At 69.1% G+C, this 18,205-nt stretch carries 17 protein-coding genes and 1 pseudogene; 10 read left to right on the top strand and 8 right to left on the bottom strand.

The window, feature by feature from the left end:
- Nucleotides 1-14: 14 nt before the first annotated feature.
- From GA0070624_RS24800 to GA0070624_RS24765, 8 genes are all read left to right on the top strand, one after another.
- Nucleotides 15-971 carry an alpha/beta hydrolase gene (locus tag GA0070624_RS24800; protein WP_091345156.1) on the top strand — a complete coding sequence of 319 codons (957 nt, stop codon included), beginning with the start codon at nt 15-17 and terminating at the stop codon, nt 969-971.
- Between the two features lie 144 nt (nt 972-1,115).
- Nucleotides 1,116-1,859, top strand: a complete 744-nt coding sequence (locus GA0070624_RS24795; protein WP_218105286.1) for an alpha/beta fold hydrolase — start codon at nt 1,116-1,118, stop codon at nt 1,857-1,859.
- Nucleotides 1,860-2,017: 158 nt separating this feature from the next.
- A complete protein-coding gene (locus GA0070624_RS36955) occupies nt 2,018-2,350 on the top strand; it encodes a hypothetical protein (RefSeq protein ID WP_425413557.1) in 333 nt (110 codons plus the stop codon).
- Nucleotides 2,351-2,493: 143 nt separating this feature from the next.
- Nucleotides 2,494-2,733, top strand: a complete 240-nt coding sequence (locus GA0070624_RS34975) for a hypothetical protein (protein WP_176731857.1) — start codon at nt 2,494-2,496, stop codon at nt 2,731-2,733.
- A 224-nt stretch (nt 2,734-2,957) separates the two neighbouring features.
- Nucleotides 2,958-3,839, top strand: a complete 882-nt coding sequence (locus GA0070624_RS24785; protein WP_245718968.1) for an alpha/beta fold hydrolase — start codon at nt 2,958-2,960, stop codon at nt 3,837-3,839.
- Nucleotides 3,840-4,110: 271 nt separating this feature from the next.
- Nucleotides 4,111-4,896 carry a PP2C family protein-serine/threonine phosphatase gene (locus GA0070624_RS24780; protein WP_091345148.1) on the top strand — a complete coding sequence of 262 codons (786 nt, stop codon included), beginning with the start codon at nt 4,111-4,113 and terminating at the stop codon, nt 4,894-4,896.
- Nucleotides 4,897-5,138: 242 nt separating this feature from the next.
- Entirely contained in the window at nt 5,139-6,791 is a 1,653-nt protein-coding gene (locus tag GA0070624_RS24775) for an AfsR/SARP family transcriptional regulator (RefSeq protein WP_091345146.1), read from the top strand.
- Between the two features lie 952 nt (nt 6,792-7,743).
- Nucleotides 7,744-8,565 carry an alpha/beta fold hydrolase gene (locus GA0070624_RS24765; RefSeq protein ID WP_176731856.1) on the top strand — a complete coding sequence of 274 codons (822 nt, stop codon included), beginning with the start codon at nt 7,744-7,746 and terminating at the stop codon, nt 8,563-8,565.
- A 571-nt stretch (nt 8,566-9,136) separates the two neighbouring features.
- Here the strand turns inward: GA0070624_RS24765 and GA0070624_RS24755 are convergent.
- The gene (locus GA0070624_RS24755; protein ID WP_091345138.1) at nt 9,137-10,156 is read right to left on the bottom strand and encodes a mechanosensitive ion channel family protein; all 1,020 of its coding nucleotides are present in this window, start codon (nt 10,154-10,156) and stop codon (nt 9,137-9,139) included.
- 515 nt (nt 10,157-10,671) lie between these two features.
- Between GA0070624_RS24755 and GA0070624_RS24750 the strand changes: the two genes are divergently transcribed.
- A complete protein-coding gene (locus GA0070624_RS24750; RefSeq protein WP_245718967.1) occupies nt 10,672-11,430 on the top strand; it encodes a metallophosphoesterase in 759 nt (252 codons plus the stop codon).
- Between the two features lie 351 nt (nt 11,431-11,781).
- Here the strand turns inward: GA0070624_RS24750 and GA0070624_RS36950 are convergent.
- From GA0070624_RS36950 to GA0070624_RS24725, 6 genes and pseudogenes are all read right to left on the bottom strand, one after another.
- Nucleotides 11,782-11,889: pseudogene (locus GA0070624_RS36950) on the bottom strand (alanine racemase); the annotation flags it as partial.
- A gap of 846 nt (nt 11,890-12,735) precedes the next feature.
- The gene (locus GA0070624_RS24745) at nt 12,736-14,223 is read right to left on the bottom strand and encodes a purine-cytosine permease family protein (RefSeq protein WP_091345137.1); all 1,488 of its coding nucleotides are present in this window, start codon (nt 14,221-14,223) and stop codon (nt 12,736-12,738) included.
- A 222-nt stretch (nt 14,224-14,445) separates the two neighbouring features.
- The gene (locus GA0070624_RS24740; RefSeq protein WP_091345135.1) at nt 14,446-14,718 is read right to left on the bottom strand and encodes a hypothetical protein; all 273 of its coding nucleotides are present in this window, start codon (nt 14,716-14,718) and stop codon (nt 14,446-14,448) included.
- 113 nt (nt 14,719-14,831) lie between these two features.
- A complete protein-coding gene (locus GA0070624_RS24735; protein ID WP_091345133.1) occupies nt 14,832-15,179 on the bottom strand; it encodes a TfoX/Sxy family protein in 348 nt (115 codons plus the stop codon).
- A gap of 12 nt (nt 15,180-15,191) precedes the next feature.
- The gene (locus tag GA0070624_RS24730; RefSeq protein ID WP_245718966.1) at nt 15,192-16,163 is read right to left on the bottom strand and encodes a TIGR03086 family metal-binding protein; all 972 of its coding nucleotides are present in this window, start codon (nt 16,161-16,163) and stop codon (nt 15,192-15,194) included.
- Complete coding sequence (locus GA0070624_RS24725) at nt 16,163-16,483, bottom strand: ArsR/SmtB family transcription factor (RefSeq protein WP_091349725.1); 321 nt, start codon at nt 16,481-16,483, stop codon at nt 16,163-16,165. Before GA0070624_RS24725 ends, GA0070624_RS24730 begins: the two co-directional genes overlap by 1 nt.
- A 425-nt stretch (nt 16,484-16,908) precedes the next feature.
- Here GA0070624_RS24725 and GA0070624_RS24720 point away from each other — a divergent pair, with 425 nt between their 5' ends.
- Entirely contained in the window at nt 16,909-17,088 is a 180-nt protein-coding gene (locus tag GA0070624_RS24720) for a hypothetical protein (protein WP_091345129.1), read from the top strand.
- Nucleotides 17,089-17,186: 98 nt separating this feature from the next.
- Here the strand turns inward: GA0070624_RS24720 and GA0070624_RS24715 are convergent, their stop codons facing one another.
- A complete protein-coding gene (locus tag GA0070624_RS24715) occupies nt 17,187-18,125 on the bottom strand; it encodes an SMP-30/gluconolactonase/LRE family protein (protein WP_091345128.1) in 939 nt (312 codons plus the stop codon).
- Between the last annotated feature and the right edge of the window lie 80 nt (nt 18,126-18,205).

Below are 18,205 nucleotides of genomic sequence, written 5' to 3'. Positions count from 1 at the left end.
TTAAGAGGTATGTCATGTCCGATGTTGTGCTCGAGCCGGTCACGCAGAAATTCGCCGAGGCCACGTCAAAGCCGCCGTTCATCTATGAGCTTTCCCCGGTCGCGGCGCGCAAGGTCCTCGACGACGTGCAGGCCGGCCCGGTCGAGGCGCCGGCGATCGACGAGCAGTGGGTGACCGTCGCAGCCACGGTCGGTGACGTGCGGGTACGGGTCGTGCGGCCGGAGGGTGTCACGGGAACGCTGCCGGTGGTGCTGTACGTGCACGGTGGCGGCTGGGTGTTGGGTAACGCCGGCACGCATGACCGGTTGGTGCGGGAGATCTCGGTGGGAGTCGGCGCGGCGGTGGTGTTCGTGGAGTACACGCCCTCCCCGGACGCGCACTACCCGGTGGCGATCGAGCAGATCTACGCGGCGGCCCGGTGGATCGTGTCCGACGGGGCGTCGTACGGCCTGGACGCGTCGCGGCTGGCGATCGCGGGGGACTCGGTGGGCGGCAACATGACCGCCGCGGTGACGATCCTGGCCAAGCAGCGCGGCGATGTCAGGTTCGTGCACCAGTCGATGTACTACCCAGTCACCGATGCCAGCCAGGACACCGACAGCTACACCGAGTTCGCGGACGGGCCGTTCCTGACGGCGAAGGGAATGGCGTGGTTTTGGGACTGCTACGCCCCGGACCGCTCGGTGCGCCCGGAGATCACGGCGTCGCCGTTGCGGGCGTCGCTGGAGGATCTTCAGGACCTGCCGCCGGCGTTTCTGATCGTGGACGAGGCCGACGTGCTGCGCGACGAGGGTGAGGCCTACGCGGCCAAGCTTCGCGCCGCCGGGGTGCCGGTCACGACGGTGCGCTACGACGGCATCTGCCACGACTTCATGATGCTGAACCCGCTGAAGGACACCCAGGCGGCCAAGGCGGCCACCGCGCAGGCGATCGCGGTGCTGCGGCAGGCCCTCGGTACCGCGAGCGCCTGAACCAGCCACCACCGGACCAACTCGAACTCCACACCTCGACGCGCGGTGCGGTTCACCAACAGGTAGGAGAGGCACATGTCACTGAGCAAGAGATTCGGGGCCTTCGGCGTCGCCGCGGCGACGCTGTTCACCGCGGCGACCGTCATGGCGGTCGGCCCCGGCGCCGCGCAGGCCACCGCCGATCGCGGCGCGAAGCCGACGGTCGTCCTGGTACACGGCGCGTTCGCCGACTCCGGTGGCTGGAGCGGGGTGACCCGCCAGCTGCTGGACGACGGCTACCCGGTCGTCGCCGCCGCTAACCCGCTGCGCGGTGTTGCGCACGACGCCGCGCAGGTCAAGGCCCTGCTGCAGTCGATCGATGGCCCGATCGTCCTGGTCGGACACTCGTACGGTGGTAGCGTCATCTCGACCGCGGCCACCGGCAACCCCAACGTCAAGGCGCTCGTCTACGTCGCCGGGCTCGCTCCCGAAAAGGGCGAAAGCGCCAACGAACTGGTGTCCATGTTCGACGGCAGCACCCTCCCGGAGGCGCTCCGACCGGTCCCGCTGCTGGACGGCAACGTAGATCTCTACATAGATCAGAAGCTGTTCCACAAGCAGTTCGGCGCGGACGTTCCGGCCCGCGAGGCCGCCCTCATGGCGGTGACGCAGCGGCCGATCATGGCGGCGGCGGGGGACGAAGGGGCGGGTGAGCCGGCCTGGCGCTCCATTCCCACCTACCACCTCATCGCTGAACGTGACGTGACCATCCCACCGGCGACGCAGCGCTTTGTGGCCGAACGCGCCAACGGGGTCATCAAGAGCGTCGACGCGTCACACGCGGTGTTCGTGTCGCAGCCGGAAACGACGGCCGCGTTCATCAAGCGGGCAGCTCGCGAGACGGCCTGACAACCATCGGTCCACCGCGCCACGCGGGGGCAGTAGGCAGCGGGGTGGCGGGAGATTCTTCCGCCACCCGCGTCGCCGTCATGCGTTGCTGAGCGGAGCGAAGGCAGCGCGCGAGTTGCAATCACTGGATTCGATCGGTGGATTGAGGCCGGAACGGCATCGACGTCATCACAGTCGCCGGCAGCGAGCTCGGCCGCGGCCGCGGCGGCGCCCGTCGCGCCGCGCAGTCTCTCGCGCTACTGGCGGCCGACCACCAACTGATCGTCTGCCACGGCAACGGCCCGCAGGTCGGCCCGCTGGCGCAGGAACCGCCACGCCCATCCATACCATCGACGCTGACACCCTCGCTGGCATGCGGTTCTCGGCCGGGTCGATGGCACCCAAGGTCGAGGCCTGCATCCGGTTCGTCCGGGCCTCCGGACACGCCGCTGCGATCGGCGCCCTCGGCGACGCGGCCGCAGTTCTCGCCGGCACAGCCGGGACCACCGTGACTCGGTCCTTGTCAACGCACAGCGATAGCCACCCACGGAAGTCGACAAATTCGTACTGCTCCGGACTGATCTCGAGGCAGCTGATCCTTGCGGTCAGCCGCTCCAGTCCGGGCAGATATCCGCCAGCTGCGCATGGAGGAAAGATGACCACACCGATGGGCGAGAACGCCCTGCACGAGCTCAAGGCCGAGGTCGAGGCGGAACTGGCCATGGCCGAGTCGAGCCACCCGGAGGAGGCCGCCGGCGTACCGGTCGCCGAATGGCTGTTCGATCCGGCGGACGCCCAGCGCGAGGAGGTCGGCCTCCGGAGTCTTCTCGGCGCGGTCGAGTCGCTGGAAGCCGACCTCCGACCTGGCCATGGCTTCGCCGACCCGAGTGTCTGAGGCACCCGCACCGGGCGTGATCCGACCGGTTCCGGTCGGACGGTCACACTCGGACGTCACTGGAACCGCACTCCGGCCTCTTAGCGTGGTGTCACCGAAGGCGGAGAGAGCTCTTCACTGGCTCTCTGTCGCATCACCCTGGGATGAAGTCGTGGCTCAGATAGCCCCACGTTGTGCCTGGCATGGGCCGCAACATCCGGGCACCGAGCGGGAACGAGGAGCACGTGGGCGACGGACTGGCGCAAGGCACACACACCGTGACGGTGTACGGGATCGATCAGCGCTTTCATGTCGCCGGCAGCGGCCCGGTGTGTGTCGTGTATCCCGGCGGTCCCGGCGTGAGCTGGGACTATCTGCGGATGCCAGAGCTCGAAGAGCACATGCAGCTGGTCTATATCGAGCCGATCGGCACCGGTCGGTCCGGACGGCTTGCCGATCCGCGTGGCTACCGCTGTGACACGTACGTGGGCTTCTTGGACGCGGTCCTGTCCCAGCTCGGCACGGATCCGGTGTTCCTACTCGGTCACGGGTACGGCGGCCTCGTCGTGCAGCGCTACGGGCTCGACCACCCGGGCCGGGTCGCCGGGCTGGTCCTGTACGCGACTTCTCCCGTGACCGACGAGCAATTCCGGCAGTCGGTTGTGGCCGGAATGTCCGCCTTCCCGGCCCGCCACCCGCGCCGCCGCATGGAGGCCACCACGGTTGTGCGGGCGTTTGAGGAAGCGCTGACCGCTACCGACGACGAGACCTTCGTCCGCGGCCTGCGGGGCGCATGGCCGGCCTACGTCGCCGACTACTGGGCGCACGAGGAAACCTTCGCGCCGCTGCGGGCCCGCCTGCGCGGCTGGGTCGCGCCCCAGCGGGGCGGGGAATCCGTGCCGTTCGACGTCCGGGCCGAGCTGGGCCGGATCGAAGCGCCGACGCTGGTCCTAGCCGGTGCCCACGACCCCCTCTTTGGCCCGCATTGGGCGGCGATGCTGCACGAGGGCGTCCCGTACTCCGGCCTGCTCGTCTTTCCGGACAGCGGCAACCTGGCACACATCGAGCAGCCCGCAGCGTTCACGGGCGCGGTGGCTGACTTCATCTACCTGGTCGGTGCGGAGTAACCGCGGCGGGCGGGTCGGTGCGTGCCGAATAGGCACGAGCCCGAGGCAGACGCGGCAGCACAGCGGCCGCGCTCCGAGGTATGGACAACGACGGTCAGCCGGGTGCCCGCGATCCGGGCACCATTGGCTAAAACAGGCGAACCCTCCGACAGTACGGGCTGGAGGTACGAGGCGGTGGACGGACAATGAATCCAACACGGGCATCCGGCAGACCCAGGCGTGACGGAGCCGTCGTGATCGAATCCCGACGAACAGCGGACCGGCGCCAGCGGTGATCATTCATCCACCGCAGCGGCCGCTGACGAGCACGGTCGCACTAGACAGCGACCGGGTAACGCTGTCCTACCGCGGGCAACTGGCGCGCGAGCGGCAGATCAGTCACACACTGCAACACGCCATCCAGCCGGCCACCAGCGTCGTCAGGGACATCGCCGGCCTGCAGGTCGCCGTGCGATGCCACGGCGCCGACCCCGCGCTGCGCATCGGCGGCGATTGGTACCTGATTCTGCCGCTGGCCAACGGAGATCTGGTCATGGCCGTCGGCGACGTCGGCGGCCACGGACTGGGCGCCATCGAGGCCATGATCAGGCTGCGGTACGCGACGGCGGCGTACGCCGCCGAGGGCCACCCACCGGCAACGATCCTGTCTCGGCTCAACACACTACTGTGCCGCGCCGACAACGAGACAACCGCGACCGCTGTCGTCGCGACATACCGGCCGAGCACGGGCCAGGTCCTCTGGGCGAGCGCCGGGCACCCCCCGCTGCTGCTGGCCGACCACCACCGCGTGACGCGCCTGCCCAACCCTCGAGGGCCGCTACTGGGGGTCTTCCCGGCACCTCCATTCACGCAGGAGTCTTGCCAGCTGCTACCTGGGCACTCGGTGCTGCTCTATACCGACGGCATGATCAAGCGGGGGACCTTCGACGACGGTATTGACCTGCTGGCCGATCGGATCACCGGCGTCGGCGGGCACCCGGAAGCGATCGTCGACCGGCTCGACTTCGACGCCGGCCGTGACGACGCCTGTGCACTAATGGCACAACGCGTAGCCTGACCGGCCGCCGATGACCGCCGACAATCTGCACAAGCTCTTCGAGCGGGACGCCACGACGGTGCGCGGGTGGATCCAACAGGGCCGCTGCAGGATCCGAGCTGGCGGCTCTCGACGCCTGAGCACACCCGCACGCAGATCGTGTTTCTGCGTTACTTCTGCCTGGTTCCGGCCTGACGCCGCTGGTTGCATATGCATAAGAGCTGGTCCGTCCCGGGACCGTGCGCGGACAGCGAAGGCCGGTCATGACTGAGTCGACATCGGCGGTACGGTTCACCATCCTGGGCCCGGTCGGAGCCCGGCGCGGTGACGCCGATCTCGAACTCGGTGGTCGTCAGCAGCGGCTGGTGCTCGCCCTGCTGCTGGCCCACGGCGGATCGGTGGTCGGCCTTTCCGACCTGGTCGACACCATCTGGAATCAGGAGCCGCCGACGAGCGCCGTCAACGTTGTCCATCGCTACATCGGCACCCTACGGAGGCTTATCGAGCCCGACCTGCCGGTGCGCGCCGTCGGTACCTACCTCATCCGGCATGCGGCGGGATACCAGCTGCGGGTCGACGAGGACTCGCTCGATCTGCTGCGCTTCCGTCGCCTGGTGGCCCAGGCCCGGCAGGCGCCCGAGCGCGGCCCGGCGGTACGGCTCTACACCGAGGCGCTGGCCCTGTCGCGCGGTTCCTGCGCGGTGGGCCTTGACCCGGACGCGCGCGCCCATCCGGCCTTCGCCGCGATTGACGCCGAGTGCTCGCAGGTCGCCCGGGATGCTGCGGATACTGCCCTGCGTAGCGGTCAGGTGCGCCTGGTGATCCCGGCGCTGCGCCAGGCGGCCGGGCAGAACCCGCTCGATGAGGCGCTACAGGCCCGCCTCGTCCTCGCGCTGGCCGCCGACGGCCGGCAGGCCGAGGCCCTGGAAACCTTCCAGGAGGTCCGCCGGCGGCTCGGCGATGAGCTCGGCATCGACCCTAGCCCCGAGCTGCTCGATGCCTACGACCGCCTGCTGCACCAGCGCACCTCGGCCGAATGGTGGGGCTGCGCGCCGCCACCGCTCGGAACAGTCGCCGCCAGCCCGCTCGCCCACTCGCCTGCCGATGGCGAGGAAGCGATCGGGCCGGTGAACCCACCGCCGACACCGGCTCAGCTGCCTCCGGACCACCCGTTCTTCGGCGGCCGGACGGACATCCTGGCCCGTGCACAGGCGCTGCTCGACGAGGACCGGCGGCACGGGCGGGCCACCGTGGCGCTGGCCATCGACGGGATGCCGGGCGTCGGCAAGACCACACTCGCGATCCGTCTGGGACACCGTCTCGCCGCTGCGTACCCGGACGGGCAGCTCTACGCCGACCTACGCGGCTTCGCCGCCCAGGATTGCGCGATGAGCCCCGTCGAGGCACTGCGTGGGTTTCTGAGCTCGCTCGGCGTACCGCAGGAGACCGCGCCGAGCGAACTGCACGCGCTGGCCGGGCTCTACCGCAGCATCCTCGCCGGGCGGCGGGTCCTGATCGTGCTCGACAACTGCCGAGACTTCGAGCAGGTGCGACACCTGCTGCCCGGCACCCCCGGCTGCCTGGCCATCGTGACCAGCCGTAACCGGCTCACCGGCCTGATCACCACCGGCGGCGCCCATCCCTTGCCGGTGGACCTGCCGCCGCCCGACGAGGCGCGGGAGTACCTGGTCCGGCGGCTGGGCGCCGAGCGGATCGCCGCAGAGCCGGCCGCGGTCGATGAGATCATCGCCAGCAGCGGGCGACTGCCGCTGGCTCTTGCCGTGGTAGCCGCTCATGCCGCGGCACTACCCGAAACACCGCTCGCAGAGATCGCCGCAGGAACTTGCGGCACCCACAGCCTCCTCGACAGCTTCGGCGGAAGCGCTGAAACCAGCCTAACGGCGGCCTTCTCCTGATCGTATCGAGCGCTCAGCCCACCGGCGGCACGCATGTTCCGGCTACTGTCACCGCACCCCGGGTACGCCGCCGGCCTCAGCGACGAGGAGGACACACCGCACGAGCGTGGCGCCGCCATCATGCACCTGTTCGACCACTACCACTCCTCGGCGTACCACGCCCATCTGAAGTTCGATTCGCAGCTTCCCGCGCCCGAGCCGCCGGCGCCCGGACCCCGGGGTGACACCGCTGCGTTTCGCCGGCCACGGCGAGGCGATGGCCTGGTTCGAGGCCGAACATCGGGTGCTCGCAGCCGTCGTCGAGCAGGCCGGGGCTCAGGGAGCGCACCAGGTCGCCCGGCACGTCGCGCGCACCATGCAGAACTTCCTGGACTTTCACCGGCGGGACGCCTGGACTGGGCGGCGACCATGCGCAGCGGACCCGACGCGGCGACGGCCGACGGCGATCCAGAGGGGCAGGCCCAGTTGCAGCGCAGCCCGGCGGGTGCCTTGTACATGCTGCGCGACCGTGACCGGGCGATGGAACACCTCCAGCACGCGCGAGACCTGGTGGAACGGCTCGAAGATCCGCAGGCGCTCGCCATGGTAGAACTCAACTCGCCGAGCGGGCAGCCGGGCCTCGGCGGGGCTCCTCGCCGGACCGTGCCCCACCGAGGTCGCCGCCGCGGCCGGGGTCTTCGACCAGGCGCATCTCACCTGCCGCTTCCGGCGCCCTCTCGGCGTCGGTCCGGCCCGCTACGCGCGGCCCGGTCCGGCGGCGCCAATGTGCGCGTGGTCCGGTGAAGCGCCCATCTGGGCCCACACCCGTGCTTAGCATCGGGAAGAGCGACCCGCGATCCGCGGTCCACGGGTGACCGGTCCGGCGGCGCTTTCCGCACGGCACACGCCGGTTCGGACGCGCCTGCCGCCGTCGTTCGCTCGCGACGAGCTCGACACACGGGGGAGCAACGGGATGAGCTTCATCACCACCAAGGACGGCACCGACATCTACTACAAGGACTGGGGTGGCGGCCCCGTCGTGACCTTCTCCCACGGCTGGCCGCTGACCGCGGACGCCTGGGACGGGCAGATGCTCTTCCTCGTCCAGAACGGGTTCCGGGTGGTCGCGCACGACCGCCGTGGTCACGGCCGGTCGAGCCAGGCCGGCAGCCGTAACGACATGGACGGGTACGCCGACGACCTGGCCGCGGTCATCGAAGCGCTCGACCTGCGCGACGCCACCCTCGTCGGCCACTCGACCGGTGGCGGCGAGGTCGCCCGGTACATCGGTCGCCACGGCACCGGGCGGGTCGCCAAGGTGGTCCTCATCTCGGCCGTACCGCCGATCATGGTGCAGAGCCCGGACAACCCGGAGGGACTGCCGATCAACGTCTTCGACGAGCTGCGCGCCAACCTGTTCGCCGACCGGTCGCAGTTCTACCAGGATCTGGCGCAGATGTTCTACGGCGCCAACCGGCCGGGCGCGAAGGTCTCGAAGGGCACCCTCGACCAGTTCTGGCTGTGGAGCATGCAGGCCGGTCTGCTGAACGCGTACGAGAGCATCAAGGCGTTCTCCGAGACGGACTTCCGTGACGATCTGGCGAAGTTCGACGTCCCGACGCTTGTGCTGCACGGCGAGGACGACCAGATCGTCCCCGTGAAGGACTCGGCGCACAAGACCGCCCAGCTGGTCGCGAACGCGCAGGAGATCTACTACCCGGGTGCACCGCACGGCATCACGTCGACCATGCAGGACCAGGTCAACAAGGACCTGCTCGCGTTCCTGCGGAGCTGACCGGACTCGTCACCAGCGTCCGGTCAGACGTACTGGGCGCCGACGACGGAGAGAAGCCGCAGCTTCTCGTCACTCTCCGTCCCGGGCCCCGACTGTCAAGCGTGTAGGCCGTGTGCAGGTGGGCGGCGATGAGCCGACTCTGCGTCGGGTGTCCTCCGCCGGACGCCGCAGCCGCGCCTGCGGGTCGGTGAACCAGCGGTAGTGCAGGCTGCGGGCCAGCCCGGTGTGCCCGGTCTCGTCGCCGAGCAGGGCGACCGCCGGCGCGGTCTGCGCCAGGGGTCTCGCCCAGGTGGTTCACGACCTGGGCCGGGGTGTCCTGGAGCCGGTCGAGGATCCGCACCATCCCCGGGTTGACGTGGTCGGCCCGTACGGCCCGGTGCGGCACGGCGTGCTGGAACAGGTGGTCCCGCCCGGACGTCAGAGCAGCCGGCCCCTCGCGTCGCGGGCGACGATGCCGATCGTCACCCGGGGTGCGTGCGGCAGGTCGACGGGCAGGGCGGGCGTGGCGCCGCACTGCTGGAGGTTACGGTTGAGATCACGTCTTCAGGTGCGGCTGTTGGGTGTGCTGGTGTTACGGGTGGTATTCGCTGCGGGTGCGGGGGAGCCATTGCGGGTGGTGATCCCGGACGAAGGTGGTCAGGCCCTCCCGCATTTCGCAGGCGAGGTTCCAAGCGCTTGGGGAGTCCGCGGCCCAGGCTCGTACCTGAACGACGACCGTTTGCGGTGTCACGTCGATCATTTGTAGTTCCCACTTGTTGTCGCTGCGGTCCCACAGCGGGTTCGCCTCCAGGAGGCGATGCGCCTCCCTGCGCAGATCCTCCATGTCGGCGGTGAAGTCCAGGTGCACGGCAACCTCGCTGCGCACCCGTGCATCGTGGCGGGTCCAGTTCTGGAACGGCCGTTCGGTGAAGTACGTGGTGGGTACGGTCAGCCGCCGCTCGTCCCACATGCGCACGACGATGTGGGTGAGGTTTACGTCCTCGACGCGGCCCCACTCGTCGTTCACCACGATCACATCGCCTTCCTGCATCAAGTGGGCGAGGGCCACCTGGGTCCCGGCCAAGACGTTGCCGAGCGTGTTACGGGCGGCGAGGCCGACGATGACGCCGAGGACTCCGGCGGAGGTCAGCAGGGATATCCCGAATGCCCGCAGCGCGTCGACTGTCGTCAGGGCCCAGCCGATCGCCAGTACGGGAACGACCGCCCCGCCAAGCCGGCGGAGCAGTCGGATCTTGAAGCGTGCCTGCCGTACCTTCGGATCCGTGCTGTACGTGGGAAGTCCCCGCAGCACAGCTGTCTCCGCGACCCGCAGCGCCTTGACCAGCAGCCCCGCAAGCGCAAGGAAGAACATCACGCGCAGCGCATTACGGGCGTGGGGCAACCAGTCGTTGGGCAAGTCGGTGTACTGCACGGTGAAGAACAGCGCGACGAGCACCAAGATGAGGATCGTCAGCCTCCGACAGGCGCGGTAGGTGGGCATCAGCAGCCAGCGGTAACGACCCCGCGCAGCAATCCCGATGACCACGCCCAGGAGCCAGCCCACGAGCGAACCGGCGGCGATGGCGGCGGCGATGACCAGCACCGTGCGCATCAATCCTCCCCCAGTCGTCGTTAGGGGGTCGGCGGTCCCACGCGCGGCGCGTAGGGTGTGCCTCGGATTTCACCCCCGCTGTCCCACAGCGGCTGATGCCACTGACGATTCGACGGTACTTTCGACTGAACCTCCCATTGGTCGTGGTCTGCGACGGGACCGTACCCGAGCCAGCCACCTGTCGCGGGCGCAGCTTGACCTCAGCATCCGGAACTCCTTGCAGCCGGACATGCCGGCAGGAGGGAGTACCCGTGACGACGCCGACTAACCGGCGTCGAGGCGCCGCTGGGCACATAGCCCGATGTGTCTGCACGGGCGGCCAAGCAGCCACAGAACCCTCGCCGGAACCTGTGGCGAGGAAGGCTTCGTCCTCGACCGACAACCCCGCTGGCGCTGTCTCGAGATCCTGTCGCGATCGGTGTCGCTTCCGACATGAATGTGAGAAAGCGTCGGCGCGGGGATCGTTAGAGCCGCTCGATACCGATTGGCCCTTTCTGTATGGTGCGACACTCGAAATGCTCGCCAGCGTGATGATCATCGCACACATCAGCGACACGCACCTGGACAACGGCGAACGGGCGCTGGCCCGCACCCGGCGAGTCATGCGATACCTTCGCAGCTGCACGGTCGACGCGATCCTCGTCAGTGGCGACCTCGCCGACCATGGGGAGATCCACGAATATGAGCAGGTCAAAGCCGAGCTCACCGCTGACGTCCCGGTCCTGATGCTGCCCGGCAATCACGACGGCCGGTCGGCTTATCGCAAGGTGCTGCTCGACGGCGGGGGCGATGCGCCGATCAATCAGCTTCACCGAGTCGGCGGTGCGCTGTTCGCCCTGTGCGACTCCAGCATCCCCGGACGCGACGATGGTCTACTCGCCGCCGAGACATTGGCATGGCTACGCGGGGTCGTTGCCACGGCTGACGCGCCGGTCTTCGTGGGCCTGCACCATCACCCAATTGCCTTGCATAACCCGCTCGTGGACGGCATCCGGCTTGTCAACGCCGACGAACTCGCCGCGATCATCGTTGATTCCCCTCAGGTGGTGGCTGTCCTCTGCGGACACGCGCACGCCGCCGCAGCCGGGACGTTCGCCGGGCGACCGCTGCTCGCCGCACCCGGCGTGGTGTCCGCGACACGCCTACCGTGGACCACTGACGAGGAGCTGACCTGGACGAACACCGCCGACCTCGACGATCCGCCCGGTGTGGCGTTCCACGTCCTGGACGACAACGGCACGCTCACCACCCACTTCCGCGTCGCCCCCGCGTAGGCGCTTTTTCGTGGGCGCTGGGGCTGGGCGACCCGGGCACTGCTGGGCACCGGTGTGCAGGTCGTCAACAGTTGTGGATGCCGGGCGGGGTGGCACTGCAACGGCGGTAGTTCGCTCAGGTCGCTGGCGAGGTATCCACAGACTTCGGATCGGGGTTGTCGAGGAGCGGAGGACTCTGGCCCGTGTAGATTCTGGGGACGCTGGTACTGCTGGTGTGTGGTACTCCAGGCCGTAGCTCACGCCCTGACCGGCGGGAACCCGCTTCACCGTGGAGAACCGACTGGCGAGCGTCATCACCGGGCGCAAGCCGAGGTCGGCCTCGTCGCCCTCGTGCGGCGAAGGGGAGAGCCCGTAGGCGGCCAGGCCAACGCGGACCAGGTCGAATCGGGCATCTGGAAGCACCTGCGTGGCGGCAGCGTTGGCCAGGTGCCGCACCTCCGGCTGGATGCCGGCCTGTTCGGCGTACTGCGGCGCGTCGCTGGCCGCCTGCCCGTCGGGCCTCCGCCGACGTGGCCCTGCTGCCCACGAACGGGTTACGGCCGCTGATCGGTCCGCCCCTGGTCATGGGGCCACGGGAGGCGGTGGCGGGCGCCGTCGCCTTGGGCGCGCGTGTCCTCGTACCAGTGCATGATGCCCACGCCGACGATCCGCTGTAGCGGTTCTTCCGGCGCCGTGGATCGGCGGCCGACGCCGAGGCGATGGCGCCGGCCGGGCTCGACGTGGTCTGCCTGCCACCGGGCCAGCGCTGGGAGTTCCCCATGAGACTGTCGTTTTTTGGTACGCGCGACCGTCGCCGGAGTCGAGAGGATCACGCCGCGGATGCGACGAATCCGGGTCCCGGGGCGCGTCGTTGCGCGGTCTGGATTGGACAGCAGGCCAGCACGTCCACGTGCGGGTCGATGCCCTGTCCCTTCGTACTTACTCCGTATGGGACTACGTCGACGGCAAGCACCTGGACCTCTGCGTCCTCGACCAACCTGCAGCGGGCCCTGGAGCACGCTGGTCGCGGCAGGAACGCGTCGGCCAGCCAGTGGCGTTCACTCCTCCGCAGGGGCGGTTGGTGCTTCGCGACCGCGCGCCGTACCACCTGTTCGTGGGCGACTAGACGGCCTGCGTGGCATTCGGTGCCATGCTGCGTGCCATGCCGCCTCCGCTCGCGCCGTTCTGGACGCCGGGCAAGCGCGGTCTCGATTGGCCGGCAACATGACCCAGGTGAGGTGCCAACTACGACATGCGGGCCACGCTCTCCCAATCATGCACCTCGGTTGACGGCGGTGACGACTTGGTCGCCGCCGTCGGCCCGGATCAACCTGCGCGCTCCTGGTTGCGGACGCGGTGCCGACCGAGCACCAGGTAGCCGATGAAGCCGATGGCGAACGAAGCAGCCACCCCAAGGTTCGCGTAGGCCCAGCCGCCCGTCTTGCCGCCGAGGCCCGATGCGGAGAGCAGGTAACCCTGCCAGGAAAGCCACGAGGCCAGGGAATTCGTCACCAGGCCCCAACCGACCGCGGTGCCGGCGACGACGAGTCCGACCGCTACCGCACCGACCGAGCCGTACCGGCCCTCGGGCCGGTAGAGGTCCGCTTCGGCGTACGCGCGCTTACGCAACGCGAGGTCCGCGAGGAAGATGCCGCACCAGCCGGCGATCGGCACGCCGAGGGTGATGAGGAAACCCTGGAAGGGGCCGATGAAGTTGCTGGCGATCCAGACGATGTAGATGGTGCCGAGGATCATCAGGACGCCGTCGATGCCCGCCGCCGCCCACCTCGGAACGCGCAGCCCGAGGGTGAGCAGTGCCAGGCCCGACGAGTAGATGTCCAGAACCGCTCCGCCGATGAGGCCGAGGATGGCGACGATCGCGAAAGGCACGAGGTACCAGGTCGGGACGAGCGCCGTCAGGGCGCCGATAGGGTCGGCGCCGATCGCGCTGTTGAGCTTCTCGTCGGAGGCGGCGAGCAGCAGGCCGAAGACCACCAGGACCACCGGCGCCACGCTCGCCCCGAACGTGGTCCACGCGACGACCCCGCGGCTCGACGCGCCGCGCGGCAGGTAGCGGGCGTAGTCGGCGCCGGAGTTGACCCAGCCGAGGCCGAAGCCGGTCATTGCGAAGATGAGGGTGCCGATGAACGCCTCGACGGACCCGCTCGGCACCGACGACACCGTTGCCCAGGAAACATGGCCGGCGGTCAACGCGATGTAGCCGACTGTCAGGACCGCGGTGGCGATGGTGATGATGCCCTGCAACCGCATGATGGCGTCGAAGCCGAGCACCCCGGCGAGCATGACAACCAGGGCCACGACGAGGAACGCGACAATTTTGGTGGTGTTGCCGCTACCCCAGCCCAGCCGGTCGAACACGGTTGCCGTCGCCAGCGTGGCGAGGGCGCAGAGCACGGTCTCCCAACCGACGAGCAGGATGTAGCTGACGGCCGCCGGCAAGGCATTGCCACGTACGCCGAACGGGGCCCGGCTGAGGACCATCGTGGGCGCCGAGCCGCGCTTGCCGGCCAGCGACACGAAGCCCACCAGCAGGAACGAGATGACGGTCCCCAGCACCCCGGCGAACGTCGCCTGCCAGAAGGAGACCCCGAAGCCGAGGAAGAAGGAGCCGTAGCTGATGCCCAGGACGGCAATGTTCGCGGCGCACCATGGCCAGAACAGGTCGCGCGGCCGGCCCTTGCGTTCATCCTCCGCGATGACGTTGATGCCATTGAGCTCGACGGGCAGTCCGGCGGGCCCGCCGACGCCAGCCCCCGGCGGTGGAGTCCCCGTGGGCCGAACCTCTGCAGTCATGGCTCCCCTTGCTCTGCGGGTGGGTGACGATTGAATCGATCGAGGAGAGGTGGATGACGGTGTGTGCTATGGCAGCTTGGCCATGACCAGTCTCCGGTAGTGGGCATGCCCGAACAAGGGCTGGGACAAGCCTGCCGAAGAAACGCCGGATCCGGCCATCCGCCTTCTCCAAGCTGCGGGTGGGGCCCCGCGACCCCGTCGGTCGCGGGGCCCAAGGCGGCGTCACCAGCTCGTGGGCTTGCCCTGCTGGAACAGCCACACGTCGAAGAAGGCACCCAGGTTCTGGCCCGATTCCCGCTCGGCCATGGCGATGAATTCGGCCGTTCCGGCGTGGCTGCAGCGGTGGCTCGCCGCCCACTTGTGCGGGATGCGGAAGAAGGCGTCGTCGCCGACCTTGCCGCGCAGCGCGTGCAGGGCCATCGCCCCCCGGTTGTACGGGACGCTGCTGAACATGTCCTCGGGGCCCGGGTCGGCGGGGACGATCTGCCAGAACACGACGACGCGGGCCGACCGTAGTTGCTGCTGCTGTTGAAGGTCTGGTTGACCGTCGCGCCGCCGGCCATCGGTGCTGCCTCACCTGGGTGCGGCGTCGCCGCCCCTTGCGACTGCTAGGTCCGTTTCTTGTGTTTGGGCGGCAGCGTCGCGACGTACGCCTGCGCCTTGTTGACCCACAGGCTCGCCTCTTCGGCGGTGAACGACGAGGGCAGGGACAGGTATCCACCCATCGGCCGCTCGGCTGGGCCGAACGGTCCCGCACCCTCAATCGCCGCAAGCTCGGCCAGGTCGTCGGCGGCGAGTTTCACGCCGACCGACGAACCGAACAGCCCGGCGAACATGTTGCCGTTGACGAACGCGCCGAGGTTGCCGAACATCGGTTTGACCTCGACGCCCGGCGCCTCGGGGACGACGGACCGGAAGAAGTCCTTGTCAGCGTCGGTGGGCTTGGGCATTTGCATGGTCGGATCCTGTCACGCAGTCGCGGGGCGACGGCCGGTGAAGGCCGCGAGCCGCTGCATCGGGTCGGCATCCATGGCCGGGGTGACCTCCTCGGCGAACGAGGAACCGCGGGCCCCGGGGACGATCTGCTCGGCGAGCTTGTGGACGTAGGCCACGACCTCGTCACTGACGACCACGGGCTTGCCGCTGCCCTGGGCCATGTCCCAGGCGTGCAACAGGAATTCCACCGGCAGGATGCTCGCCGCGAGCCTGGCCGGCATCTCGCCGCCGGGGACCGGGACGGCGCCGTCGAGACCGCGGGCCCGCCATCCCTCAATCGCCTGCGCCGCCATGGTGGCCACACGATTCTCCAGCGAACCCGTCTCGGGGTTCACGACCTCGACGCCCGCCATCGAGCCGAAGGCGACCATCGAGCCGAAGAGGTGCTCGGCGAGGTCGTGGCAGGTGAAGGCCGCACACGGTGTCTGCTTGGGCCGATCCTCAGAGGTGAGCTGGCGCAGGACCGTCTGGAGTACGGCCAGGGTGGCGTCGGCGGCGGACAGCTCGTCGAGTCGCTCGGGAGCGGCGGACCACTCGTCGGGACCGGCGTCCCCGGCGACGGCGGCCTTCTCGAGACGACCGAGGTAGTGGTTCCAGCCCTCGGCGTGCATCGCCGCCTGCTCGTCGGTCAGCCCCTCGTGGGTGAGGGTGACCTGGGTGCCGTCGGCGACCGGTTCCAACGTGATTGAGACGGTCGAGGTGTCGGGGGCGAGGTCCGGGTTACCTTCCCAACCCCAGCCGAACACGACACGCTTGCCGGGCTCGATCTCTCGGAAGGTGCCGGAAGCCACGTGGCCGGGGGTGATGGTCCAGCGGTAGTCACCGCCCACCCGCAGGTCGACGCGGGCCGACACCGTCTGCCAGCGACGCAGCCGCTCTGGCTCGGTGATGAGTGCGAATGCCTCGTCGATGTCGACGGGAAGGACGACAGTCTTGGTGAACATCAGTGGTCTCTCTCGATCCGTTGAGACTTCAGGGCGCGTGCTTCGGTGACCAACAGGTCGAGCTCGGCGGTCCAGAACCGGTCAATCTCGGCCTGCAGCTGGCGGAGTCCCTCGGGAACGACGCGGTAGATGCGCTCCCGGCCGACCTTTTCGGCCTCTACCAGGCCGACGTCCGCCAGCAACAACAGGTGCTGGGAGATCGCCGACCGGGTGATCGTGAACTCCGCCGCGATGCTGCTCACCGTGCGGGGCTGCGACGCGAGCAACTGCAGGATGCGTCGCCGGGTGGGCTCAGCGGCGGCAGACAACGCGTCGATCACCCAGAACACGTTAGCCGCGACTAACGCGTTCTGTCAAATCCTCACACCTGCCCGAACGTCCGTTTCGCCGTGAGTCGCACGGTCGGGCCGACCAACGCGTAGTGGGTCGGTAGGGCAACTTCGCCGCCCGGTCCCTCTCAACGCCGCTCAACGAGGTCGAACCGCGTCTGGCGGCATCGCTACCGCATATGACTGCCTGATTACTCGGAGCCGCCCATCGCGCGTTGTTGTCGGCGGCCTATTGCCCTCGGCCCTCGGACGTATCTGGAGATCATCGTTCCTGATCCCGATCAAGCGGAGCCGTCCCACCCGCGTCCCTATGGAGTCGACGGCGTGGCCCTCGGCACCGATGTGGAGGTCAAACCTGCGACACACGCCGCACTCGTGGCCCGGCTCAGCGGGCCAAACGGGAGCAAAGAGCTCCGATGGACCTCCCAGCGCGACTCGAGATCCAGGGGGAGGTCGGCGTCGTCATCCGTCAGGGGCGCAGCAGAAGGCCGTCGTTGGCCGTGCGGGAGGGCAGCGGTGGTGCGGTACCGCTGACCGACAAGGACCGGGGCATCAAGTGGTCGCCGCGCAACGAGCCGGGGCCGGTTGGGCACTGAGAGCCTGACCAGCCCGAGCCGGGTCGACATGCCGGCACACACGCTGCGCCGCCGTCGGCGGGGGTACGCGCCGTTCGCGCGTACCCCCGACGGTGCTCTCAGAGCGGACGGACCGCGACCACGGTGTACGGCGTGGTAGGGGTCGGTGGCGTGGTGAAGCGCGCGTTGGGCAGGTAGAGCCGGCCGAGGGCCATTGCGACGGTGGTCGGGACATCGAAGTCCTGGTCCGTGATGGTGCCGGTCACCGTGCCGGCGGTGCCGGCGGTGTTCAACTCGACCACGGCGATCTGGTTGAGCCGGTTCTGGACGACGTAGAGCGTGCGGCCCACGAGCAGCAGCCCGTCGCCGTTGGTGAAGGTGTAGCCCGGCACGTCCACGGTGGTGCTGACGCCGGTCGCCGGGTCGACGCGGAAGAGGGTGCCGGTGTTGGACTGGACGACGATCAGTGCCTCGCCGTCGGGGGTCTGCGCGATGCCGTTGAGGTTGACCCCGGTGCCGATCTGCTGGTAAGCGCCGGTGAGGGGGATCGTGGTGAAGCCGTCGGCCGGAGGCAGCGCGCCGTCCCGGCCGAGCGGCAGGCGGTACAGGACCGGCTTGTTGGAGTCGGTGAAGTACGCCGCCTCGCGGGTGAGGACGACGTCGTTGACGAACGTCGGTGCGCTGGCGAACTGGTAGCGCGCGAGGACGTCGCCCGTGCGGGTGTCGATCACCCGGGCGTCGCCGGCCGTGCCGCCGGAGACGAAGAGCCGGCCGAGCGGGTCGACCTTGAGACCGAGCGAGGGGGTGCCGGTGGCGGGGCTGAGTTGCTCGGCCTCGCCGCTGATCAGGTCGGCACGGTGGATGGCGCCGGTGGCGCGGGATCCGAAGTAGGCGTACGTGCCGGCCGCGGCGATGCCCTCGGGCTGGAATCCGTCCGGCAACGAGATGACGCTGGGCTTGGCGTGCTCATCCTGCGCCTGCGCCGGGGCTTGCGGAACGGTCGCGATGAGTGTGGCGGTCAGGGCGACGGCGAATGCGCTCCTGATACGTCGGTTCACTGTGCTCCTTCCGGTCGACAGGTCGGTTACCAGCGGATGTGGGAATCTCGGAAACCGTTGCCTGTCAAGATCAGTTGGGC

The organism is Micromonospora rhizosphaerae, from assembly GCF_900091465.1.
GTDB classification, from domain to species: domain Bacteria; phylum Actinomycetota; class Actinomycetes; order Mycobacteriales; family Micromonosporaceae; genus Micromonospora; species Micromonospora rhizosphaerae.
The sequence above is the reverse complement of the archived record's forward strand: the minus strand, read 5'-3'. Positions and strand labels throughout refer to the sequence as shown.